Source organism: Pseudomonas granadensis (assembly GCF_900105485.1).
GTDB classification, from domain to species: Bacteria; Pseudomonadota; Gammaproteobacteria; order Pseudomonadales; family Pseudomonadaceae; genus Aquipseudomonas; species Aquipseudomonas granadensis.
This window is the reverse complement of the sequence record NZ_LT629778.1, coordinates 5,551,885-5,574,474: the sequence shown is the minus strand read 5'-3', so window position 1 is coordinate 5,574,474 and position 22,590 is coordinate 5,551,885. Positions and strand designations below refer to the sequence as shown.

The window sequence follows — 22,590 nt, the reverse complement described above, 5'->3', positions numbered from 1 at the left end:
GGTCTTGCGCGATAGTCCATTACCCATGAGGCCACCAGACCACTTTAAATGGCGGCGATTTCCTCACGGCTGCCCCCGCGTAGACGCGTGGCAAGGACTTTGGGTGCAGTGGTCTGCAACATCCGAGCGAACTGGTATGGTCGGCCGGCCCGTGGGCGGCTAGGGTAGTGCGGCGTGTTATCCGGGCGTTTACACAGGGAGTGACCATGCCGCATTTCGCTTATCAGGAGGGCCACGCGCTGCCAGGGGTCAGTGGCGTTGCGCTGCCCCAGGTGGACGGGGAGGTGTGGCGCGCCATTGACGCCGAGCGTCAGCGCCAGGTGCAGTCAATCGAGCTGATCGCCGCTGAGAACGTGGTCAGTCGTGCGGTGCTCGAGGCCCAAGGGTCGGTGCTGACCAACAAATATGCCGAGGGCTACCCAGGGCGTCGCTATTACGCCAGTTGCTGTAATGTCGATGCCATTGAAGAGCTCGCCATCGAACGGGCCAGGCAGCTGTTCAGCTGTGCCTATGCCAACCTGCAACCTCATTCGGGCAGCCAGGCCAACCAGGCGGTGTTTCTGGCGCTGCTGGCGCCAGGAGACAAGATCCTCGGCCTGGACCTCAAGTCCGGTGGGCACCTGTCCCATGGTGCAGCGTTCAACTTGTCCGGGCGCTGGTTTCAGGCCCTCAGCTATGGCGTGCACCCGGTGACCCACAGGGTCGACATGGATGAGGTCGAGCAGATCGCCCGACAAGAACGTCCACGCCTGATCATCGCAGGGGCCTCGGCGTACTCACGGGCGCTGGATTTCGCCCGGTTTCGCGCGATTGCCGACGAGGTGGGTGCGTACCTGATGGCCGACATTGCCCACGTTGCCGGGCTGGTCGCGGGTGGTGCGTATCCGTCTCCTGTGCCGTTCGCTCATGTCACCACCCTCAGTACCCATGCCACATTGCGCGGCCCGCGTGGCGGGATGATCCTGAGCAATGAGCAGGCCATTGCGCAGAAGATCAATGCGGCGGTGTACCCCGGCCTGCAAGGCGCAGCACTGATGCATATCGTTGCAGCCAAGGCCGTGGCGCTGGGCGAGGCATTGCAGCCGGCCTTCGGTGCATATGCCCACGCTGTGGTCGCCAACGCCCAGGCCTTGTGCGGCCGATTGGCTGAAGGTGGGTTGTTGGTGGTGTCGGGAGGGACCGACTGTCACCTGGGGGTGATTGACCTGCGGCCGTGGGGCCTGGTGGGCAATATCGCCGAGCGTGCGCTGGAGGCAATCGGTATTACCGTGAACAAAAATGTCGTGCCCGGCGATGAGGTCAAGCCTACCGTGACGTCCGGGATTCGTCTCGGCAGTGCGGCGTGCACTTCGCGTGGCATGGGGGTCGATGAATTCAGAGAGATCGGCGATATGATTCTGGCCATGCTCGGTGGCGTACGCAGCGGTGCCCTCGACGGCCGCACTGAACGCTCGATTCGTGAAGGTATCAGCGACCTGACCAAACGATTCAGGCTGCCGTATTAACCGTCTGCGCTTTTTTGCAAAGGAATTCCGATGCTCGACATCATCCCCACCGGCCGCCTGGCGGCTGCCCGCACGTCACGTTTCAGCTTGTTCACCACCGCCAAGCCGCAACCCGTCATCACGGTTGAACATTCCAGGCTGCCCCGGCGCTCACGGATGGTCGTCCAGGCCCAGCAGCTGCTGATGAACTATGCGCTGGGCCATTAGATTTTCAGGGCGTTGGCCAGACGCAACATGGCGGCTTCTATTTCATACGCGGTCAGGGAGGAGTAACCCAGCAGCCAGCCCTGTTGCTTCGGTTCGCCCGCGTACAAGCCGCTGAGGCCGGACAGCTGCACGCCGGCAGTGGCGGCCTGGCGGATGGTTTTTTCCTCGGACCATCCGGCTTTCAGCAAACAGGGAATTTGCAACCCGCCCGGCGGCAGTTCGGCGGTAACCACGGTGCTCAAGTACTTGCCGATGGCGTCGTGCATGATCGACCGGCGTCCGGCATACAGCTTGCGCATGGCGCGGACATGCGCGTTGTAATGGCCGTCCTCCATAAAGCGCGCCAGCGTCAGTTGCAGCGTTTGCGGAGTGTGGCCGTCCATCATGCTGCGCGCATAGGCAAAGGGCTTCACCAGTTCGCAGGGCAGCACCATGTACCCCATGCGCAGTCCGGGATAGAGGGTTTTGCTGAACGTGCCGATGTAGAGCGTGCGCTGGTACTTGTCCAGGCCTTGCACGCACGCCGTGGGTTGCCCGTCGTAATGGAACTCGCTGTCGTAGTCGTCCTCGATGATCCACTTGCCTTTTTGCGCCGCCCAATTGATCAACTCAAGACGCCGCTCCAGCGGCAATGTCGCGCCGGTGGGGTATTGGTGAGAGGGCGTGACATACACGCAATTGGCGCCGCTGCGGTCGGCGTACAACAGGTCGGTACGGATGCCCTGCTCATCGACATCAATGGGCACCACCTTGGTTTCAGCGATCTGGAAGGCCTTGCGCGCGCCATAGTAGCCGGGGTTTTCCATCAGGATCGGCTTGCCGGCGTCTACCAGCAATTGCGCGCACAGATACAACGCCTGACGCGTACTGCTCAAGACCAGTATCTGGTCGGGGGAGCATTTGGCGCCGCGTTCGAGGTTCAGGTAGGTGGCGATCGCTTTGCGCAGGGGCTCAGCCCCTTGTGGATCGCCATGCAGCAGCACGCTTGCGCGATAGTCCTTCATGACCTGGCGTTGCAATCGCTCCCAGACATCCGTCGGAAAGCTGCGGGTTTCCGGCAGGCCGGTGGCGAATGCCTTGATGACTTGCTGATCGCGCACGCCGCCGGTGTCGAAGATCATCCGCCCGCGTTGACTGAGTGCTGCGCCCGGCGCGGCGACGCTGCTCCTGATCTCCTGAGCCTTGAGGCGTCGGCGGCCTGCACCGCGCAATTCGACGCCCACCGTGTCGCAAACGTAACTGCCGGCGCCTTCGCGGCGCACGATAAACCCGTCCCGATGCAACTGCACATAGGCGTTCTCAACGGTATCGCGGGCGCAGCCCAGTGATTTGGACAGCACCCGCGTGGCGGGCAGTTTCAAGCCAGGGCCGAGCGCGCCGTCGAGAATCAGCGCACGCAATGCACGCTGGATCCGCTGATGCAGATCCAGTAGCTGAAACTCAGCGTCGTTGAGGCGCATCTTCAGCGTTTCCAGCTCGAAGGTCTTGGCCATGTGGTCTGCTCTCTTTCCATGAACTGGCAGGTAAAGGCAGGCCAGTTTATCCGTAGACTCTGGCCCTCGCTACTGCGCCTTTACCTCGATTGATGACGCGAAGGCGAGCGTTCTCGAACAGGAGTTACTCAACCATGGCCAGGTCATACAACTTCAGTGCAGGCCCCACCGCGGTGCCGTTGGACGTCCTCACTCAGGCGCACGAGGAGTTTTTCGATTTTGCCGGCACCGGCATGTCCGTGATGGAAATCAGCCATCGTTCGCAGGTCTTCATGGCGGTGGCCCGTGATGCCGAACAGGACCTGCGCGATATTCTCGGGGTGCCGCCCGCCTACAAGGTACTGTTCCTGCAAGGCGGCGCCTCGTTGCAGTTCGCTCAAGTGCCGATGAACCTGATGGGCGATAAAGGCACGGCGGATTACCTGCACACCGGCCTCTGGTCGGGCAAGGCGATCGAGGCCGCCAGGCGCTACTGCGATGTGCGTGTGGTTGCCAGCGCCCACGCGTCCGGTTTCGACCATGTCCCCCATGCCTCGGACTGGCGCCTTAACGCCGACGCCGCCTACCTGCACTACACCGAGAACGAGACGGTACACGGCGTGCAATTCATCGACACGCCCGCGAGCGACGCGCCGCTGGTGTGCGATGCCTGTTCAAGCCTGCTGTCCAAGCCGATCGACATCGCCAGGCATGGGCTGGTGTATGCCGCCGCGCAGAAAAACATGGGTGTGGCCGGGTTGACGGTGGTCATCGTGGACCCGGCGTTGCTGGAGCGTTCCCATGCCTTTACCCCGGACATTCTCAACTACGCGCGCATCAGCGAAGCGCAGTCGATGCTCAATACCCCTGCGACCTTCCCCTGGTACCTCACAGGCCTGACGCTCAAGTGGATCAAGCGCAGTGGCGGTCTGCAGGCCCTGCATCAGCGCAATCAGGCCAAGGCGCGAATGCTTTACCGCGCCATCGATGAAAGTGACGGGTTTTATCGCAACTCAGTGCAGGCACCGTATCGCTCCATCAATAACGTGCCCTTGCGCTTGGCCGAAGTGGCGCTGGAGAAGACTTTTTTGCGGCAAGCGGAGCAGGCCGGACTCAACGGCCTCAAGGGCCACGCCAGCGTCGGCGGCCTGCGGGCCAGCCTCTACAACGCCGTTTCAGTGCCGGCGGTCGAGGCGCTGTGCGATTTCATGAGCGCCTTTGCGCGTCAGCACGGCTGAGCCGACCACAAAAAGTGGTCTGGTCTGCTGCGTTAAAGCGTAGGGGTAAAACCCGCCATTCAACCGCTATAAATGACCGCTTGCCAGCGGCCGGATGCAATCGTCCAGCAAGGAGCCAAGACCTATGTCATCTACTCAATCCCTCTCGTCCCTGCGTCTGCGGGACCTGCTGCACCCGGTGGTTGCCGGTTTGATTTCGGTGATCGTCAATTACGGCGGCACCTTCATCCTGGTGTTTAAGGCCGCCAAGGTCGCAGGGCTCAGCCCCGAGTTGACGGCTTCGTGGGTCTGGTCTGTGTCGATCGGCGTAGGGGTGACCGGGCTGTTCCTCAGTTGGATGAGCCGCGAGCCGATCATCACCGCCTGGTCGACCCCGGCGGCGGCATTTTTGATCGTCGCCCTGGCAACCACACCCTACGCCGAGGCCATTGGGGCGTACATGATTTCGGCTGCAGCGTTCGTGCTGCTGGGCGTATCCGGTTACTTTGAAAAAGCTGTTCGCCTGATCCCGCCGGGTGTAGCAGCGGGCTTGTTGGGCGGCATCTTGCTGCAGTTCGGCATCGGTGCGTTTGCCAGCATGAGCCTCGACCCGCTATTGGTCGGGGTGTTGATCGGTGCCTACATCCTGTTCAAGCGTTTGAGTGCGCGCTACGCGGTGGTCGGCATTCTGGTGCTGGGGCTTGGCTTTCTGCTGATGCAGGGACGTGTGGATTTCACGGGGCTGACGCTGGAGTTTGCGACGCCGGTGTTCACCCGCCCGGAGTTCTCGGTCAATGCGTTGTTGAGCGTGGCGTTGCCGCTGTTTCTGATCACCCTCACCGGGCAGTACATGCCGGGCATGCTGGTGCTGCGCAGTGACGGCTTCAACACCAGTGCCAACCCGATCCTCAGCGTGACGGGGCTGGGTTCTCTGCTGATGGCACCGTTCGGTTCCCATGCCTTCAATATCGCGGCCATCACCGCCGCCATCTGCACGGGCAAGGAAGCGTCGGAAGACCCGTCCAAGCGCTGGATCGCGGGCGTGGCTGCGGGCATCTTCTACATCCTGGTGGGAATCTTCGGCGTGACCCTGGCGGCGGTGTTCATGGCCTTCCCGGCGACCTTCATCACCACCCTGGCGGGGCTGGCCCTGTTGGGCACACTCGGCGCGAGCCTGGCCAATGCCATGGCGGACGTGAAATCGCGCGAAGCGTCGTTGATCACATTCCTCGCCTGCGCAGCCAATATCACCTTGCTGGGCATCGGCGGCGCGTTCTGGGGCCTGGTCATTGGCCTGGCCGCCTACGCCGTGCTCAATGGGCAGGTGCCGCGTCGTGAAAAGTCTGCAGGCCCAGAGGCCGAACCGGTTGCAGTGTCCACCAAGGGAGCGGCCAACTGATGCCTGATCAAACTGAAGACCTCATCCTGCACGCGCGCCATGGTCGTTACCCACAGGCCGACAGTGTCGAAGACTTTCGCCGCAACCTGGCCGCCGTGCAGCAACGGATTGTCGAGGCGTGCCATCGGGTAGGGCGAGACCCGGCCGGTGTGCGCTTGCTGCCGGTCAGCAAGACCTTTGATGAAGCTCATCTGCGTCTGGCCTATGCCGCCGGTTGCCGCCTGTTGGGCGAGAACAAGGTGCAGGAAGCCCAGCGCAAGTGGGAAGCCATGACCGACCTGCAAGATCTGCAATGGTCGGTGATCGGCCACTTGCAGACCAACAAGGCCAAGCAGGTTGCACGCTTCGCCAGTGAGTTCCAGGCCCTGGACAGCCTGCGGGTGGCCGAGGCGCTGGACCGTCGCCTGCGCATTCTGGATCGGCAAATGGACGTGTTCGTCCAGGTCAATACCTCCGGCGAAGCCAGCAAGTACGGGCTGGCGCCCGATGACGTGGCGGCTTTCCTCGAGGCAATGCCAGCATTCCCGACGCTGCGGGTCCGCGGATTGATGACGCTGGCGCTGTTCTCGGCCGACGCGCTGCGGGTACGCCCTTGCTTCGTCCGGCTGCGTGAATTGCGCGACCGCTTGCTTCATTGCGCGCCTGACGGGGTGTCGCTGCAAGAGCTGTCGATGGGCATGTCGGGTGATTTTGAAGTCGCCATTGAAGAGGGCTCGACCGTGGTGCGCGTCGGGCAGGCGATCTTCGGTGCCCGAGCCATGCCGGATGCGTATTACTGGCCGACCGCCGATGCCCGCCCTCTCATTGAAGACACGTTGTTGTCGATCACACCCAGCCGTTGATCCCCTCTACAGGAGGCCCGCAATGTCCGCTGCACCCGCTTACCTCATGCACACCTCAGCTCGACAACCGGTTTCGTTCAGCCGAGGCCAGGGCGCCTCGTTGTGGGACACCGAGGGTGTTGAATACCTGGATGCCATCGCCGGCGTGGCGGTGACGAGCCTGGGCCATGCCAACCCCGAAATTGCCGCGGCCATCGCCGAACAGGCCTCGGTGTTACTGCACACGACCAACATGTTTCGCATCCCATGGCAGGAGCAATTGGGCGAACGACTGTGCCTGTTATCGGGCATGCAACGGGCGTTTTTCTGCAACTCCGGAGCGGAGGCCAACGAGGCGGCGCTCAAACTGGCCCGCCTGCATGCCAACGCGCGGCAGGTGGCCCAGCCGCAAGTATTGGTCATGGAAAACAGTTTTCACGGGCGCACCCTGGCCACTCTCGCCGCCACCGGCAACCCCGCCGTGCATCGCGGCTTTGAGCCGCTGATGCCGGGCTTTGTGCGGGTGCCTTTCGACAACATCGAGGCGATTCGCCAGGTCGCGGCGCAGTCTCCCGATATCGTCGCGGTGCTCGTCGAGCCGGTGCAGGGTGAGGGGGGCGTGCACGCCGCCTCTGCCGGCTACCTGCAGGCCCTGCGCCAAGTCTGTGATGAACACGACTGGCTGATGATGATCGATGAAGTGCAGACCGGGTTGGGCCGCACCGGTACCTGGTTTGGCTTTGAGCATGCGGACATCAAGCCGGACGTCATTACCCTGGCCAAAGCGCTGGGCAACGGTTTCCCCATCGGCGCATGCCTGGCACGGGGCAAGGCCGCCCAGCTGTTTTCCCCCGGCCACCATGCGTCCACGTTCGGCGGTAACCCGCTGGCTTGCCGCGTCGGCTGCACAGTGCTCGACATCATGCAGCGCGATCACATACCGCAACGTGCCGCTGCCTCGGGCCGCCGCTTGTTGGCGGCCTTGAAGCTGGCGCTGGGCAACCATCCCGAGGTGGTGTCCGTTCGCGGCATCGGCTTGATGATCGGCATTGAACTCAATGGCCCGTGCGCCGAACTGGTCGGCCGGGCCCGTGAAGAACAACGTCTGCTGATCACCGTCACACGGGGCAACACCGTGCGCCTGTTGCCGCCGCTGATTTGCGATGACGCACAGATCGACGACATCGCCGCGCGCATCACCCGCCTGCTGTCACCCGCCGCTTGAATTCTTGACCAAGGACACTTTGCCCATGTACGACTCGACGCTGACCCTCAACGCTTTCGATCCTGAGCTGTATGAATCGATTCACAACGAAGAGCATCGCCAGGAAGACCATATCGAGCTGATCGCCTCGGAAAACTATGCCAGTCCGCTGGTCATGAAAACCCAGAGCACGGTACTCACCAACAAGTACGCCGAAGGCTACCCCGGCAAGCGCTATTACAGCGGTTGCGAATACGTCGATGTAGCCGAGCGGCTGGCCATCAAGCGGGTCAAGGCCCTGTTCGACTGCGACTACGCCAACGTACAACCCCATGCGGGTGCCCAGGCCAACGCGGCGGTCTTCCTCGCACTGATAAATCCCGGTGATACGGTGATGGGCATGAACCTGGCCCAGGGCGGTCACTTGACCCACGGCAACCCGGCCAACTTTTCGGGGCGTCACTACACCATCGTGCCTTACGGACTGGACCCGCAAACCGGCTTTCTCGACTATGACGAGATGGAGCGAATCGCACTACGGACACGCCCAAAAATGCTGATCGGTGGTTTCTCCGCGTATTCGCGGTACAAGGATTGGGCACGCATGCGCAGTATTGCCGACAAGGTCGGGGCTATTTTCTGGGTCGATATGGCCCACGTCGCCGGGCTGGTTGCCGCAGGCGAATACCCAGACCCGCTGCCCCATGCGCATGTGGTCACCAGCACCACACACAAAACCCTGCGCGGGCCACGCGGCGGTTTGATTTTGTCCAAGGGACAGGATGAAGCCTTCTACAAAAAGCTCGATTCCGCTGTGTTTCCCGGCGTGCAGGGCGGGCCGCTGATGCACCAGATCGCAGCCAAGGCCGTGGCGTTCAAGGAAGCGCTTGCGCCTGAGTTCAGCATCTATCAGACCCAAGTGGTCATCAACGCCCGGGCCATGGCCGGGGTGTTGCAAAAGCGCGGATACAAAATCGTCTCGGGCGGCACCGACAACCACATGATGCTGATCGACCTGTCCGACAAGCCCTACACCGGCAAGGAGGCAGACGCGGCCCTGAGCAATGCCTATATCACCGCCAACAAAAACTCGGTACCGAATGACCCGCGCTCACCGTTTGTGACATCCGGCCTTCGTATTGGTACACCGGCAGTGACCACCCGCGGGTTTGGCGTGGAAGCCTGCGAGCAAGTGGCCGGCTGGTTATGCGACATACTGGACGCCCTGGAAAACGGAAGCAGCGACAAGGTCGGCCACCACGTGCGCGAACAGGTTGTCGCGCTGTGCCGTCGTTTTCCGGTCTATCGCTGAGTCTGGCCCGGCCATTGCCTGATCGGGTGGTGGCCGGGTATTCAACTGTTTTATCAGGCGATCCCTTTGGCCACGCCCACGCACCATTGACCTGGCAATTGCCCACAATCTTCTAAAGCCGCATCCAGATGCCTGCACAACAGGCGCTTGCGACTCTAGTAAATTGATCATTGTGATCAATTCGCTTTACGCCCAATGTACCGGGACGGCAAAGTTGATGTTTCGCTGCTCGCATGACGGGCTGTCAGGGCGGCATCAAGCCCAGTGCGACAGTTCTGATTCACAAAATTCAACACACCAGCAATCGCAGCTTCGGCTGCGATTGTTGTATCCGAACCGGGGAATTTCATGGACCGCTTCCAGGAAATGCACATCTTCACCACCATCGCCCAAGAGCAGGGCTTCTCTGCCGCTGCGCGGCGGCTGGGGTTGTCGGCGGCGAGTGTGACGCGGGCGGTGGCGGCGCTGGAGCAGCGGATCGGTACGCAGTTGCTGGTGCGGACCACGCGCAGCGTGCATCTGACTGAAGCCGGTCAGCGTTATCTGGACGACTGTCGGCGGATTCTGCTGGAGGTGCAGGAGGCCGAGGATTCGGCGGCGGGCAGTCATGCGCAGCCGCGTGGGCAGTTGACGGTGACGGCGCCGGTGTTGTTCGGCGAGTTGTTCGTGACGCCGCTGATGGCGGCGTATCTGACGCAGTATCCGGACGTTACGATCAATGCGCTGTTGCTTGATCGGGTGGTGAGCATGGTCGAGGAGGGCATTGATGTCGCGGTGCGCATCGGTGAACTGCCGGACAGCAGCCAGCACGCGATCCGCGTCGGCGAGGTGCGGCGCGTGGTGTGTGGTTCGCCGCAATACCTGGCGCAGCATGGCCGGCCGCAACATCCGCAGGCGCTGTGCGAAATGCCGGTGGTGGCGACGTCGGCGGTCGGGCAACTGCGCAACTGGCCGTTTCTGGAGCACGGCGAGCCGTTGTTCGTGCGCCCCGAGCCGCGACTGGTGGTGACCGCCAATCAGGCGGCGATCACGGCCGCCAGTCTCGGCCTGGGGTTGACGCGAGTGTTGTCGTATCAAGTGGCGAGCAAGGTGGCGGCCGGCGAACTGGAGATCGTCCTCGACGAGTTCGAACTGCCGGCATTGCCCATTCACGTGGTGTATCAGGGCGGGCGCAAGGCAGCAGCGCGGGTGCGCAGTTTTGTCGACTTCACCGTGCAGGCCCTGCGCGAGCATCCGGCTCTGCAGAACGCAGCGTTATTGCACCCAATGAAATAATTGATTGCGGTTGCTGGTTATTCTGTTGTTTTGCAGATCCGTGGAAGATCGCTGACATCGGTGACGTCAACTCGGACGACACCCTCACCCAGCGGAGTCGACCATGCAAGCGATCAAACTCTACAACTTCCCGCGTTCCGGCCATGCCCACCGTGTCGAGCTGATGTTGTCTCTGTTGCAATTGCCGACCGAGCTGATTTTCGTTGATCTGGCCAAAGGTGAGCACAAGCAGCCTGCATATCTGGCGATCAACAGTTTTGGCCAGGTGCCGGCCATCGACGACGGCGGCGTGGTGCTCGCCGACTCCAACGCGATTCTGGTGTACCTGGCGCAAAAGTACGGCCACGGGCGCTGGTTGCCGGCCGACCCGGTCGGCGCGGCGCGGGTGCAACGCTGGTTGTCCGCTGCTGCCGGCCCGATTGCCTTTGGCCCGGCGGCCGCGCGACTGGTGACGGTGTTTGGCGCACAGCTGAATGCTGAAGAAGCAATCGCCCGTGCGCACAACCTGCTCAAGGTGATGGATATCGAGCTGGGCAAAACCGCGTTTCTGGCTGGCGCCGAAGCGAGTATTGCCGACGTGTCCGCCTACAGCTATATCGCCCACGCGCCGGAGGGCAATGTCGCGCTGGACGACTATGGCAACGTTCGCGCCTGGCTGGCCCGGGTCGAAGCCTTGCCCGGTTTCGTCGGCATGCCGCGCACGATTGCCGGTCTGCAAACCTCAGCCTGACAGGCGCAACCAGACTGCGCCGCTGGCGCAGGGGAGAATCGTGATGGAACGTTCACCTTGGCACGCCGGCGAACAACAGTTGCAGGCCCACGTAGGGGTGGCTGAACGCATGGAAGCATTCGGGCGCAAAGTCATTCGCAGCTGGATGCCGGATCAGCACCGCGAATTCTACCGGCAATTGCCATTCATGCTGCTCGGCGCGGTCGATGCGCAGGGGCGGCCGTGGGCCAGTGTGCTGGAGGGCGAGCCGGGCTTCGCCGATTCGCCGGATCCTGAGCATCTGCATTTCACCAGCCACCCGGCCGCCGACGACCCGGCGCAACTGCGTAACGGCGAGCCGATTGGTCTGCTCGGTATCGAACTGCACACGCGGCGGCGCAATCGCCTCAACGGGCACGTCGCCAACCTGACGGCTGATGGCTTCGAACTGAGCGTCGACCAGGCGTTCGGCAACTGCCCGCAATACATCCAGTTGCGCCAGTTTCAGCGTGTACCGCTGACAGATCCGAAAACCCGCCCGGCTCAGCATCTGGATACTCTGGATGAGGCCGCCCTCGCATTGATCGCGAGTGCCGATACGTTTTTCGTCGCCAGCTATGCCGACGTCGACGGCCAGCGTTCGGTGGATGTGTCCCATCGCGGCGGTCAGCCCGGATTCGTGCGGTTAGAAGGCAATCGCCTGACCATCCCGGATTTCGCCGGCAATCTGCACTTCAACACCTTGGGCAATCTGCTGCTTAACCCCAAGGCTGGCTTGCTGTTCATCGACTTTTCCACAGGCGATCTGCTGCACCTGAGCGGGCGTACCGAGATCCTTCTCGAAGACCCGCAGATCGAAGCGTTTCAAGGTGCGGAGCGGCTGTGGACATTCGAGGTGGAACAGGTCGTGCGGCGTCCGGCGGCGTTGGCGTTGCGCTGGCGCTTCGACGGCATGTCGCCGACCAGCCAGCTCACCGGCAATTGGGCTGAGGCTGATGCGCGTCTGCAGGCCCAGGCACTGGGCAATCAGTGGCGGCCGCTGCGAGTGGCGAAGATCGAAGCGGAGAGCCGCCATATTCGCTCGATCTATCTGGAGCCGGTCGATGGCGCCGGGCTGCCGGTATTTCTTGCCGGCCAGCATTTGCCGCTGCGTTTTACCCTCGATGGCGAGGTGCATATCCGCACCTATAGCTTGTCCAGCGCGCCGTCGGACGGTTTCTACCGCATCAGTGTCAAACGTGAAGGCCTGGTTTCATCGCACCTGCATCAGCAGATACAGGTCGGCGATGTGCTGGAAGCGCGGGCGCCGCAAGGGCATTTCACCGTGGCGCCACTGGCGCGCAGGCCATTGGTGTTGTTGGCGGCGGGTGTTGGCATCACGCCGTTGCTGTCGATGTTGCGCGAAGTGGTTTATCAGGGGCTGCGCACGCGCGGGATCCGTCCAACATTGTTGCTGCAAAGTTCGCGCAGCCTCGCCGATCAGCCGTTTCGTCAGGAGCTGGACCGCTTGCTTGAGCGCTCCGGTGAGGCCGTGCGGGTCCTGCGCTTGCTCAGCCAACCGGAGGCCGATGCGCGCGCGGGCGAGGATTTCGATCTGACCGGGCGCATCGATGGCGCCGTGTTGCGCGATCTGCTCGACGTCGACGATTTCGACCAGATCGACTTCGTGCTCTGTGGCCCCGGCGGTTTCACTCAAGGGCTGTACGACAGTCTGCGTGAACTGGATGTGCGGGACGCACAGATTCATGCGGAAACCTTCGGCCCATCGACCTTGAAACGCCAAGCGGATGCGGATGCGATCGTCATCGAACAACCGCCAGCGGCGACCACTTCGGTGGCGGTGGTGTTCGAGCGCTCAGCGAAAGAGGCGCGCTGGCAGCCAGAGGGCGGCAGCCTGCTCGAACTGGCGGAAAGCCGCGGATTGCGCCCGGAATTCAGTTGCCGCGGTGGTTCGTGTGGTACCTGCAAGACCCGGCTGGTCAGTGGTGCGGTAAATTATCCACAGGTGCCGGCGGAGCTCCCCGAGGCAGGGCATGTGCTGATTTGCTGTGCAGTGCCGGCGCAGAGTGCGCAGCCGCTGGTGCTGGATCTCTAAAGTGCACCCTGTAGGAGTGAGCCTGCTCACGATGGCTATTTCTCAGTTGGCACAGGGTTGGCTGTACTGACGCTACCGCGAGCAGGCTCACGCCTACATTGGATCGGGGTAAATCCAGATCAGGCGTAGGACAGGGCCTTTTCTTCCAGCAGTTCCTGATACAGCTTCGTCCACTTGCGACCCATGTCATCGGCGGTGAACAGCTGCCGATAGCGCGCTTCGGCCTTGACGCCCATGGCCGCCGCACGTTGCGGATCGTCCCAGAGCGTGCGCATGGCCTCGCGAAACGCCAGCGGCTGACTCGGTGGCACCACCAGCCCGGTTTCGTTGTGGATATTGATGTAACTGGTGCCGGTGCCGATCTCGCTGGAAATCATCGGTTTGCCGTACATCGCGCCCTCGAGCAGCGAAATGCCAAAGGCTTCGGAGCGCAGGTGGGAGGGGAAGACAATCGCGTAGCTCAGTTGCAGCAGGGCGACTTTGTCTTCATCGCTGAGGCGCCCGAGGAAATGAATGTTGCGCAGGCCCAACGCCTGCGCCTGTGCATGCAGTTCCAGCTCAAGTGGCCCGGCACCGACGATCACCACCGGATAGTCCACGTCTTTGAGGGCATCGAGCAGAATATGCAGGCCCTTGTAGTAGCGCATCACCCCGACAAACAGGAAAAACTTATCCCCAAGCTGCTGGCGCCAGCGATTCATGCGCTCGCTGTCGGCCTGTGGATAACCGGCCTTGTTCAAGCCGTAGGGGATGACCCGGGTCTTGTCCTGAAATTGCTGCAGCACATCGCTGGTGTGCAGGTAGTTGGGCGAAGCGGCGACGATGCGGTCGGCGCTGGCGAGGAAGCGGTTCATCAGCGGCCGGTAGAGTTTGAGCAGGTGCTTCTGGCGAATGATGTCGGAGTGGTAGGTGACCACGCTCGGTTTGTTCAGCGCGCTGGCGAAGTGCACCAGGTCCATGAACGGCCACGGGAAGTGGTAATTGACCACATCTGCCTCGGCGGCCAGTTCGCGGAACTGTTTGAACACGCTCCAGGAAAATCCGGTGGAGGCGAACTGAATGTCCAGTCGGGCCCGGTGCACTTCGTGCCGGCCGAGTTGAACCACGGGCGGTGTCGGGTCGGCACTGAGTGTCAGCACCTGCCCGTCGATGCCATGTTGCGCACCACTTTCGCAGAGCTGGTAGATCACTTGCTCGATGCCGCCGACCGAGTCAGGCAGGTACGTCTTGAAAAAATGAAGAACGCGCATTCAACCTCCCATGGCCTGGCGGTAGGCACCGGCCGTGGCCTGTGCACAACGTTGCCAGGAAAAAAGCCGTGCCTGCTGCAGGCCGGCCGCTCGGCATTCCTGCCAATGCGTTTGATCGTCGATCAGAAGGCTCATCGCATCGCGCAGGCCTGGTGCATCGTCAGCTTCAATATAGTTGCCGGCAGCGCCAGCGACTTCCGGCATCGCCGAAGACCGCGTAATCACGACGGGCGTGCCACTGGCCATCGCCTCCAGTACCGGCAACCCGAAACCTTCATAACGCGAAGGGAAAATCAGCGCCCGTGCGCCCGCCAGTAATTGCGCGACATCCTCGTCAGGCAGATAGCCGAGCAAACACACATGCCCGCTGGCCAGCGCCTGGCGCAGCTCATCGCTCAGCTGTTCGCGCTGCCAGCCGGCCATGCCGACGATCAGCAGCGGGAAGCGTTCGCGCAGGGCCTGCGGCAGCAAGGCATGCGCGCGCAAGGCGAGACTCAGGTTCTTGCGCGGCTCCAGCGTGCCGACACACAGAAAATACTGACGTGCTTCGACGCCGTGGGCTTTGAGCACGGCGTCGATGGCGCTCGCCTCGCGCGGGTAGAAACGCTCGGCGACGCCCAGCGGCGCTACGACAAAGCGCTCCGCAGGCAGGCCGAAATACGCCTGGGCTTCGTCTGCAATCGCCTGGGAGTCGGTTAGGATCAAACGCGCCTGCTGCACCCCGGTTTCCAGTCGGCGCTCGATTTCCTTGATCCGCGCCGCCGGCTGGGTATCGGGAAAATGCAGATGCGTCAGGTCATGCAGAGTGATGACCGTCGGACCGTCGAACACCAGCGGCCACAGGCTCGGCTCGTGATAAAGGTCGATGCCTTGCGCGCGGCCCTGATCAAAGCGCTTCTGCTCCAGCCAGCGTCGCGCCTGATACGCGCCGGGGATCTGCCGCAGCAATGGAGTCAAACGTGAGTAACCGGGCAGGGCGGCCTGCGGCAACGCAGAGCTCCAGCCCCAGCCGTGAAACAGCGTCAGTTCGACATCGGGTTCGAGCCGCAAGGCGCTGACCAGCTCAGCTACGTAATGGCCGATGCCGGTGCGCGGTGCCTGCAGAATGCGCGCGTTAAGAGCAATGCGCATGCTGACTCTCGGGGGCAGGCAGTGATGCATCCAGATGGCACGCGATGCGTTCGACCAGTTGCGCACTCGCCTCGCGCCAGCTCAGCCAGCGCCAGTGTTCGAGGCTCAGCGCTGCCGGGAATACGCCGGAGTGTTCCAGGCTGGTCACCAGCTCAGTCAGGCTCTGCGGGTTCGCCAGATCGAAATAGGCCATGTAGTCCCCGCCGATTTCACGGAATACCGGGATGTCGCTGGCCATGGCCGGCAGTCCGCGTTGCATGGCTTCCACCAGCGGCAGACCGAAACCTTCAACGTAGGACGGAAACACCAGCGCGGTGGCATGGGAGTAAGCGTGTTCAAGGCTTTTATCGGACAGCGCGTTGTACATGAACAAGCGCCGGTTCAGCTCGGGGTGTTTGCGGATGCGTTCGATCAATGCCTCGCACTTCCAGCCGATCTTGCCGACGATGCACAACCGGGCTTTCGAACCGCCGGCCCAGGCGCGTTCGAAAGCATCGAGCAGGTAAGCATGGTTCTTGCGCGGCTCGATGGTACTGACCATGAGAAACACCGGTTCGGCCGACATGAACAACTGCTGCAAGCCGCGATCAACCTCAGCATTGGCTTCGCTCAGGTCCAGTTCGGAGCCCAGATGGAAATAGTCGAACCAGCGTTGACCGACCTGATGCGAACCGATCCGGCGCTGCATTTCCTCGCGCACCTGATCGCGGATGGTCGTCGAGATCGCCACATAGCCGTCGGCAGTCCGCGCGATCCAGTCGAACCAGTCGTTGAAGACCTTGACCAGCCCGGCGTCGCAAAACTGCGGATGGGTCAACGGGATCAGGTCGTAGATCACCGAAACAATGCCCACGCCGTCACGCTTGAGTTGTTCGGCGAGGGGAAAGAAATTGGCGTGCCATGAGGAGTCGAGCAGCACCAGTTGATCGCCAGCGCGGTGGGCCAGCGGCACGCAGCGCTCGGGTATGTGTTTGCCCTTCAGCGCGCGTTCCAGCAGGCGCATCGGCAAGCTGAAACAGGCGAACGCCGTGAGTCGGCAGCCAACGTAAAGAACCCTGCGGGTGAAATGCGAGCGGTTGAACGGCCAGCGCCGTTCCACCGCACGATGACGCAGCCAGAACGCATTGGCCCATTGCTCCAGTTTCACCCGCAGGCCGATCAAGTCGAGCTTGAGTGATTTCAGCGGCGCCAGGCTTTTCACTTCATAGAGGCCGCCGTCGATCATCACCACCGGGATGCATTCAATGTTTTCGTCAGCAGCCGGCAATTGCTGAATGACATTGCGCACCACCCGTTGAATCCCCGAATTGGCGTCCGGGTGTTCAAAAACGTAGGTGCACTCGACCAACAGGCGGGTCATCGCAGGCTCTCCGTGTCAGGCAACTGGACGAGGTTTTCGCTGGAACGGGTGATGTCGGTCTGCGCTTGCAACCAGGCGCAGCCGACGAAGTCCTCCTGACGGTTGTTGATCACATGGAAGATCAAGCCGTAGTCGCGCCATTCGAAGTTGCGATCCAGATGCGAGTCCAGCCGGGACAGGCTCAGGGCCACCGAATAGTTGCCCTTGCCCAGGCGCATGTCGAAGGCGAAACGGAACGTCACGCGCTCGCCCGCGCGCAAATCGGTGACGGCTTTATCCAGCCGATGGGTGTTGATGCCATAGATCGCCTGACCGAGGCGATCCTTGATCATGAAGCCGAGAATCAACCGTTCGATGTCTTCGCGGATTTCGGTCTGCACCTCCAGCACCACCGGTTGACCGACCTCGGCGACTTCGAGGCTGCGCCCCTGTGTATCGAGCAGGCGCACGCTGAGAATCCCAGCTTCGCCGGTACCGGAAATGGTCTGTACCTGACCGTTGGCAAGCATCTCCTGGCGCACGATCTGGCCTTCGCGCTGAGCGAGCATGGCGTTGTAGTAGTCCATGACTTCTTCGGGTTTGCCGCGCATCGCCAGCCGGCCGTTTTCCAGCAGGATCGCGGTGTCGCAGATCGACTGGATGGCCGAGCGGTCATGGGAGACGATCAGCAGGGTGGTGCCGGCCTTGCGGAAGCTGCGGATGCGCTCGAAGCTCTTGTGCTGGAAATAGGCGTCGCCGACCGACAGCGCTTCGTCGACGATCAGAATGTCCGGGCGCCGCGCCGTCGCGACGCTGAACGCCAGGCGCATCTGCATGCCGCTGGAATAGGTGCGCACCGGGTGATCGATGGCCTCGCCGATTTCGGCAAAACTCTCGATCTGCGGCATCAGCGCTGCGATCTCTTCGACCTGCATGCCCAGCAGTTGGCCAGCCATCACGGCGTTCTGCCGCCCGGTGAAATCCGGGTGAAAGCCCATGCCCAGCTCCAGCAGCGCGGCCACGCGGCCCTGCAGATGGATCTGCCCGCAGGTCGGTTGGGTGGTGCCGGTGATCATCTTCAGCAGGGTGCTCTTGCCCGCACCGTTGACGCCGACGATGCCCACGGCTTCTCCGGGCTGGATCTCGAAGTCGACGTCGCGCAGTACCCAGTGCAGGTTGTGTCGAGCGCGGGAGAACGGCACCAGCCATTCCAGCAGGCGGCTCCAGCGGTTCGGGTATTGCTTGTAGGCTTTGGCCAGCCCGGTGACGCGTAGGTGTCCCATCAGAGTTCGTCCACCATTTCACCGACTCGCTGACGGAACAGGCGCAATGCCATGGCGCAGAGCAGCAGTCCGATGACCAGTAATGGCAGCAGGGCAGGCCAGTGCGGCCATTGGTTGTAAAGGAAGACGTTCTGATAGCTGGTCATCAGCGCGGTCATCGGGTTGAGACTGATGATGTGCTGAATGCCCGGTGGCAGGATCGACAACGGATAAACGATGGGCGTCAGCCAGAACCAGAACTGCAGGCAGATGCCGAACATTTGCCCGACATCGCGAAAGAACACATTGAGCATGCCCAGCAGCATCCCCAGTCCGGCGGCGAAAATCACCTGCACGACGAGCAGCGGTATCAGCGCCAGCAAGGCCATGCCGGGCAGGCGCCCGCTGATCAGCAGGAAGCCGAAGAACAGCCCGAGAATGATCGCGAAGTTGATCCCGGCATTGAGCAGGGTAATCACCGGCAGGCAGATGCGCGGGAAGCTGATTTTCTTCAGCAGGTTGGCGTTTTCCAGAAACATGCTCTGGCTGCGCGTGGTGATTTCCGCGAACAGGCCCCAGGTCAACAGGCCGGCACACAGATAAACGCTGTACGCCAGACCATCCTCCACCCCCGGCAAGCGCGCGCGCATGATCTGCGAAAAGATCACCGTGTAGACCACGATCATCGACAACGGATTGAGCACCGTCCACAGGGCGCCGAACAGTGAGTTGCGGTAGCGCGACTGAAATTCGCGCTTGACGCTGCCGAGGATGAATCCGCGGTAGCTGCGCATCGAACGGTACAGGGAAAGCAGCATTCAAACCGTCCTGCCGTATTGGTCTTCGAAGCGGACGATATCGTCCTCGCCCAGGTACTCGCCGCTTTGCACCTCGATGATGACCAGATCGATCACCCCCGGGTTTTCCAGGCGATGGCGGTGGCCGGCAGCGATGAACGTCGATTCGTTTTTCGCCACCAGATGCGTGCCCGTACCGTTGTTGGTGACCTTGGCCATGCCTTCGACGACCACCCAGTGCTCGTTGCGGTGATGGTGCATCTGCAATGACAACTTGCCGCCGGGCTTGACCACGATGCGCTTGATCTTGAAGCGCGGGCCTTCCTCGAGCACGGTGTAGGTGCCCCACGGCCGGCTGACGGTGCGGTGCAGGCGATAGGCTTCGTGGGCTTTGTCTTTCAACTGTCTGGCCACGCGCCGTACGTCCTGCGCACGGTCGGCATGGGCGATCAGCACGGCGTCGGCGGTATCGACGACGATCAGGTTATCAACACCGACGGCCGCCACCAGGCGGCCTTCGCTTTGGACAAAGTTGTTGTGGCTGTCGACGAAGATCGCTTCGCCGCTGGCGCGGTTGTTGTCGGCATCGGCCGGAATCAGCGCAGCGACGGCACTCCACGAACCGATGTCGCTCCAGTCGAAACCGGCCGGTACAACCGCGACTTTTTCCGAGCGCTCCATCAGCGCGTAATCGATAGAGATGTCGGTGATCTCGGCGAACAGTGCTGGCGACAATTCCTGTTGCAGGCAGCCAACGGTTTCCACCGGGGCGCTGGCGGCCATGCAGGCGCGAGTCTGTTCCAGCAACTCAGGTGCGTGCAGCTGCAATTCGGCAATCACCGCGGCGGTGGTGAAACAGAACATGCCTGAATTCCAGAGGAAATTGCCGCTTTCCAGATAGTGCGTGGCAGTCTGTAGATCGGGCTTTTCGACGAAGCGCTGCACTTTGGCGGCGCCTTTGGCGTCCAGTGGTGCGCCGGTTTCGATATAGCCGAAGCCGGTTTCGGGCGCGGTCGGCACCACACCGAAGGTCACCAGATAGCCGTCCTTCGCCAGGTTCACGGCGTGTTCGACCGCGCTTTTCAGTGCGTCCTGATTGACGATCAGATGGTCGGCGGGCATCACCACCATGATTGCCTCGTCACCATGCAGTGCTTGCAGGGCCAGTGCGGCAGCGGCGATGGCCGGCGCCGTGTTGCGCCCGCTCGGCTCCAGCAGGAAATGCCCGCGATGGCGCGACACCTGCGCGGCGCAATAGTGATCCTTGCTCTGGAAGTAGTATTCGCGGTTGGTCACCGTGACGATATCGCCCCAGCCGTCCAGCAACGCGGCCGCACGCTGGTAGGTCTTGCCCAGCAGCGACTGACCGTCGGGCAGGGTCATGAACGGTTTCGGGTGGCCCTCGCGGGACACCGGCCACAAACGGGTGCCGGCACCGCCGGACAGAATCACGGGGATCAGCATGGCCTACTCCTTGGCGACGCGTTTCATGTCCGCATCCATCATCATGCGGATCAAGGTATCCAGGTCGGTTTTCGGCTTCCAGCCCAGCACCCGCTGCGCCTTGGCCGGATTGCCGAGCAGCACTTCGACTTCGGCCGGGCGGAAGAACGCCGGGTCGATCTTCACAAAGTCGCGGTAGTCGAGGCCGACGTGATCGAAGGCGATCCGGCACATTTCCCGCACCGTGGTGGTGACGCCGGTGGCGACCACGAAATCGTCGGGCTTGTCCTGTTGCAGCATCAGCCACATGGCTTCGACGTAATCACCGGCAAAGCCCCAATCGCGTTTCGCATCGATGTTGCCCAGAGCCAGCTCCTGCTGTTTGCCCTGCTTGATGCGTGCGGCGGCGTCAGTAACCTTGCGCGTTACGAACTCAATGCCGCGCAGCGGTGATTCATGGTTGAACAGAATGCCGCTGCTGGCGTGCAGGTTGAAACTTTCGCGGTAATTGACGGTGATCCAGTGGCCGTAGAGCTTGGCCACGCCATACGGACTGCGTGGGTAGAACGGGGTGTTTTCGTCCTGCTGCTCCGCCTGGATCAAGCCGAACATTTCGCTGGTCGAGGCCTGATAAAAGCGCGTGTGCGGACTGAACTGGCGGATCGCTTCGAGCAGATGGGTGACCCCCAGGCCGTCGACAATGCCGGTGGTCACCGGCTGATTCCACGAGGCGGCGACGAAGCTTTGCGCGGCGAGATTATAGATTTCGTCGGGTTTGGCTTGAATGACTGCACGCTGTACCGAGCACGCATCGGCCATGTCACCGTCCAGATAGACGATGTCGGCTTCGACGCCCGTTTCGCGCAGACGCCAGCGTGAATCGCTGCTGCGTCGGGCGACGAAGCCGTAAACCGTGTAGCCCTTGTCGAGCAACAATTTGGCCAGATACGCGCCGTCCTGGCCGGTGATCCCTGTGATCAGTGCACTTTTGGTCATTCTTGTCGTACTCGCGTCTCCCAGTCGGACAGGATCGTCCGCAGGGATTGTTGTGTGGTGATGGCCGGCGCCCATCCGGTGGCTGTGGCCAGTTTTGCGTGGTTGCCGCAAACGCGACGCTGATCGGCACGGCGCATCCGCGCCGGGTCCTGCACCAGTTGCAACTCGACCTCGGCAAGGTCGCCCAGCTGTTCGATCAGGCTGCGAATGCTTTGCTCGCGTCCTGAACAAATGTTGTAGACCTGCCCGGCCGTACCGCTTTCAAGCAGCGCCAGATAGGCCGAAATCACATCGCCGACATCGAGAAAATCACGGGTGACGTCGATGTCGCCGACTTCCAGTTGTGGCCCTTGCAGGCCAAGTTTGATGCGGTTGATCTGGCGCGCGGCACTGGCGATGACAAAGCTGTCTTTCTGCCCGCTGCCGATGTGATTGAAGGGGCGCGCGACCAGCACCGACCAGCCTTCGCTCAGGCCCCATTGCAGGCTGAGAAACTCGGCGGACAATTTGCTCACGGCATACGGGTTGCGCGGGCAGGGCGGATGCTGTTCGGTAATTGGCAAAGCGCTTTCGCCGACCTGTCCGTAGACATCGCCGGAGCTGACATACAGAAACGTGCCAGTGAAGCCACGGGCCTTGAGCGCCTGCAACAGGTTGAGGGTGCCGAACAGATTGATGGCGAGGGTGCGTGCCGGATCGCGGAAGGCTTCAGGAACGAAAGTTTGTCCGGCCAGATGAATCACCGCGTCGGGCATTTGCGGCCACAGATCACTGAGGCTCTCGGCATCCGTCAGGTCGTAGGGCGCTGCGGCAGGCAGCAGCTCCCATGTCGAATCAGGCGAGGCCAGACGAGACTGAAGATGTTGTCCCACGAAACCGGTAAGGCCCGTGACGAACAGACGTTTTTTCAAGCAGCGACCCCTTGGTCTTGAACTTGCGCACTTTCCCACAGAGTTTAAGGAGAGGTCTGTCAGACCGATGGAAAAACCGGTTGAAAGACGGGCGAAGTCCGTTGTTGTAGTTGTTTGTGCCCAATCTGTGCCAATTGCGCGGCAATTTCAACAGGGCAAACCGTGACCGGTCAGTTCTCGTCAGCGTAGCCGGATTTATTCTCGGCGGGCGGTTCCCGGAGCTGCGATGGATGTGTTTAGAATGG

The 22,590-nt window shown here is 61.9% G+C and carries 19 protein-coding genes; 10 read left to right on the top strand and 9 right to left on the bottom strand.

What is annotated here, in order from left to right; translation table 11 throughout:
- Positions 1–206: 206 nt before the first annotated feature.
- Both BLU52_RS24905 and BLU52_RS26860 read left to right on the top strand, forming a co-directional pair.
- Positions 207–1,505, top strand: a complete 1,299-nt coding sequence (locus tag BLU52_RS24905; protein ID WP_090287804.1) for a serine hydroxymethyltransferase — start codon at positions 207–209, stop codon at positions 1,503–1,505.
- A gap of 30 nt (positions 1,506–1,535) precedes the next feature.
- A complete protein-coding gene (locus tag BLU52_RS26860) occupies positions 1,536–1,712 on the top strand; it encodes a hypothetical protein (RefSeq protein WP_167359917.1) in 177 nt (58 codons plus the stop codon).
- On the opposite strand, the gene pdxR is transcribed toward BLU52_RS26860, so the two are convergent.
- Complete coding sequence (gene pdxR / locus BLU52_RS24900; RefSeq protein ID WP_090287801.1) at positions 1,709–3,205, bottom strand: MocR-like pyridoxine biosynthesis transcription factor PdxR; 1,497 nt, start codon at positions 3,203–3,205, stop codon at positions 1,709–1,711. The two genes, BLU52_RS26860 and pdxR, sit on opposite strands and share 4 nt — an antisense overlap.
- A 134-nt stretch (positions 3,206–3,339) precedes the next feature.
- On the opposite strand from pdxR, the gene serC reads away from it, so the two are divergent.
- The 8 genes from serC (at position 3,340) to BLU52_RS24860 (ending at position 13,216) form a co-directional block, all read left to right on the top strand.
- Positions 3,340–4,422 carry a 3-phosphoserine/phosphohydroxythreonine transaminase gene (gene serC, locus BLU52_RS24895; RefSeq protein ID WP_090287799.1) on the top strand — a complete coding sequence of 361 codons (1,083 nt, stop codon included), beginning with the start codon at positions 3,340–3,342 and terminating at the stop codon, positions 4,420–4,422.
- 124 nt (positions 4,423–4,546) lie between these two features.
- Positions 4,547–5,800, top strand: coding sequence for a benzoate/H(+) symporter BenE family transporter (locus BLU52_RS24890; RefSeq protein WP_090287797.1), 1,254 nt, complete (start codon positions 4,547–4,549; stop codon positions 5,798–5,800).
- Positions 5,800–6,642, top strand: coding sequence for a YggS family pyridoxal phosphate-dependent enzyme (locus tag BLU52_RS24885; protein WP_090287795.1), 843 nt, complete (start codon positions 5,800–5,802; stop codon positions 6,640–6,642). Before BLU52_RS24890 ends, BLU52_RS24885 begins: the two co-directional genes overlap by 1 nt.
- 22 nt (positions 6,643–6,664) lie before the next feature.
- Positions 6,665–7,846: an aspartate aminotransferase family protein gene (locus tag BLU52_RS24880; protein WP_090287792.1), complete on the top strand. Its 1,182-nt coding sequence runs from the start codon at positions 6,665–6,667 to the stop codon at positions 7,844–7,846.
- A gap of 25 nt (positions 7,847–7,871) precedes the next feature.
- The gene (gene glyA / locus BLU52_RS24875; RefSeq protein ID WP_090287789.1) at positions 7,872–9,137 is read left to right on the top strand and encodes a serine hydroxymethyltransferase; all 1,266 of its coding nucleotides are present in this window, start codon (positions 7,872–7,874) and stop codon (positions 9,135–9,137) included.
- Positions 9,138–9,485: 348 nt separating this feature from the next.
- Positions 9,486–10,412 carry a LysR family transcriptional regulator gene (locus BLU52_RS24870; RefSeq protein ID WP_090287787.1) on the top strand — a complete coding sequence of 309 codons (927 nt, stop codon included), beginning with the start codon at positions 9,486–9,488 and terminating at the stop codon, positions 10,410–10,412.
- A 103-nt stretch (positions 10,413–10,515) separates the two neighbouring features.
- Positions 10,516–11,142 carry a glutathione S-transferase family protein gene (locus BLU52_RS24865; protein WP_090287785.1) on the top strand — a complete coding sequence of 209 codons (627 nt, stop codon included), beginning with the start codon at positions 10,516–10,518 and terminating at the stop codon, positions 11,140–11,142.
- A 43-nt stretch (positions 11,143–11,185) separates the two neighbouring features.
- Entirely contained in the window at positions 11,186–13,216 is a 2,031-nt protein-coding gene (locus BLU52_RS24860) for a pyridoxamine 5'-phosphate oxidase family protein (RefSeq protein ID WP_090287783.1), read from the top strand.
- A gap of 119 nt (positions 13,217–13,335) precedes the next feature.
- On the opposite strand, the gene BLU52_RS24855 is transcribed toward BLU52_RS24860, so the two are convergent.
- Genes BLU52_RS24855 through BLU52_RS24820 form a run of 8 tightly spaced genes read right to left on the bottom strand, consistent with a single transcriptional unit; the run spans position 13,336 to position 22,345 of the window.
- Positions 13,336–14,466 carry a glycosyltransferase family 4 protein gene (locus tag BLU52_RS24855; RefSeq protein ID WP_090287781.1) on the bottom strand — a complete coding sequence of 377 codons (1,131 nt, stop codon included), beginning with the start codon at positions 14,464–14,466 and terminating at the stop codon, positions 13,336–13,338.
- On the bottom strand, positions 14,467–15,597 hold the full coding sequence (locus BLU52_RS24850; RefSeq protein ID WP_090287780.1) for a glycosyltransferase family 4 protein: 1,131 nt from the start codon (positions 15,595–15,597) through the stop codon (positions 14,467–14,469).
- A complete protein-coding gene (locus BLU52_RS24845) occupies positions 15,581–16,957 on the bottom strand; it encodes a glycosyltransferase family 4 protein (RefSeq protein WP_090287778.1) in 1,377 nt (458 codons plus the stop codon). The genes BLU52_RS24850 and BLU52_RS24845 overlap by 17 nt, the downstream gene beginning before the upstream one ends.
- Positions 16,954–18,219 carry an ABC transporter ATP-binding protein gene (locus BLU52_RS24840; RefSeq protein WP_090287776.1) on the bottom strand — a complete coding sequence of 422 codons (1,266 nt, stop codon included), beginning with the start codon at positions 18,217–18,219 and terminating at the stop codon, positions 16,954–16,956. The genes BLU52_RS24845 and BLU52_RS24840 overlap by 4 nt, the downstream gene beginning before the upstream one ends.
- Positions 18,219–19,016, bottom strand: coding sequence for an ABC transporter permease (locus tag BLU52_RS24835; protein ID WP_090287774.1), 798 nt, complete (start codon positions 19,014–19,016; stop codon positions 18,219–18,221). Before BLU52_RS24835 ends, BLU52_RS24840 begins: the two co-directional genes overlap by 1 nt.
- The gene (locus BLU52_RS24830) at positions 19,017–20,459 is read right to left on the bottom strand and encodes a mannose-1-phosphate guanylyltransferase/mannose-6-phosphate isomerase (protein WP_090287772.1); all 1,443 of its coding nucleotides are present in this window, start codon (positions 20,457–20,459) and stop codon (positions 19,017–19,019) included.
- A gap of 3 nt (positions 20,460–20,462) precedes the next feature.
- Positions 20,463–21,434 (bottom strand): GDP-mannose 4,6-dehydratase, encoded by a 972-nt coding sequence (gene gmd, locus BLU52_RS24825; protein ID WP_090287771.1) that lies wholly within the window; start codon positions 21,432–21,434, stop codon positions 20,463–20,465.
- Entirely contained in the window at positions 21,431–22,345 is a 915-nt protein-coding gene (locus BLU52_RS24820) for a GDP-mannose 4,6-dehydratase (RefSeq protein WP_090287769.1), read from the bottom strand. Before BLU52_RS24820 ends, gmd begins: the two co-directional genes overlap by 4 nt.
- Between the last annotated feature and the right edge of the window lie 245 nt (positions 22,346–22,590).

Coding starts and splice junctions, on each gene's coding strand:
- BLU52_RS24905 (WP_090287804.1), top strand. CDS start 207: ATGCCGCATTTCGCTTATCAGGAGGGCCACGCGCTGCCAGGGGTCAGT.
- BLU52_RS26860 (WP_167359917.1), top strand. CDS start 1,536: ATGCTCGACATCATCCCCACCGGCCGCCTGGCGGCTGCCCGCACGTCA.
- pdxR (WP_090287801.1), bottom strand. CDS start 3,205: ATGGCCAAGACCTTCGAGCTGGAAACGCTGAAGATGCGCCTCAACGAC.
- serC (WP_090287799.1), top strand. CDS start 3,340: ATGGCCAGGTCATACAACTTCAGTGCAGGCCCCACCGCGGTGCCGTTG.
- BLU52_RS24890 (WP_090287797.1), top strand. CDS start 4,547: ATGTCATCTACTCAATCCCTCTCGTCCCTGCGTCTGCGGGACCTGCTG.
- BLU52_RS24885 (WP_090287795.1), top strand. CDS start 5,800: ATGCCTGATCAAACTGAAGACCTCATCCTGCACGCGCGCCATGGTCGT.
- BLU52_RS24880 (WP_090287792.1), top strand. CDS start 6,665: ATGTCCGCTGCACCCGCTTACCTCATGCACACCTCAGCTCGACAACCG.
- glyA (WP_090287789.1), top strand. CDS start 7,872: ATGTACGACTCGACGCTGACCCTCAACGCTTTCGATCCTGAGCTGTAT.
- BLU52_RS24870 (WP_090287787.1), top strand. CDS start 9,486: ATGGACCGCTTCCAGGAAATGCACATCTTCACCACCATCGCCCAAGAG.
- BLU52_RS24865 (WP_090287785.1), top strand. CDS start 10,516: ATGCAAGCGATCAAACTCTACAACTTCCCGCGTTCCGGCCATGCCCAC.
- BLU52_RS24860 (WP_090287783.1), top strand. CDS start 11,186: ATGGAACGTTCACCTTGGCACGCCGGCGAACAACAGTTGCAGGCCCAC.
- BLU52_RS24855 (WP_090287781.1), bottom strand. CDS start 14,466: ATGCGCGTTCTTCATTTTTTCAAGACGTACCTGCCTGACTCGGTCGGC.
- BLU52_RS24850 (WP_090287780.1), bottom strand. CDS start 15,597: ATGCGCATTGCTCTTAACGCGCGCATTCTGCAGGCACCGCGCACCGGC.
- BLU52_RS24845 (WP_090287778.1), bottom strand. CDS start 16,957: ATGACCCGCCTGTTGGTCGAGTGCACCTACGTTTTTGAACACCCGGAC.
- BLU52_RS24840 (WP_090287776.1), bottom strand. CDS start 18,219: ATGGGACACCTACGCGTCACCGGGCTGGCCAAAGCCTACAAGCAATAC.
- BLU52_RS24835 (WP_090287774.1), bottom strand. CDS start 19,016: ATGCTGCTTTCCCTGTACCGTTCGATGCGCAGCTACCGCGGATTCATC.
- BLU52_RS24830 (WP_090287772.1), bottom strand. CDS start 20,459: ATGCTGATCCCCGTGATTCTGTCCGGCGGTGCCGGCACCCGTTTGTGG.
- gmd (WP_090287771.1), bottom strand. CDS start 21,434: ATGACCAAAAGTGCACTGATCACAGGGATCACCGGCCAGGACGGCGCG.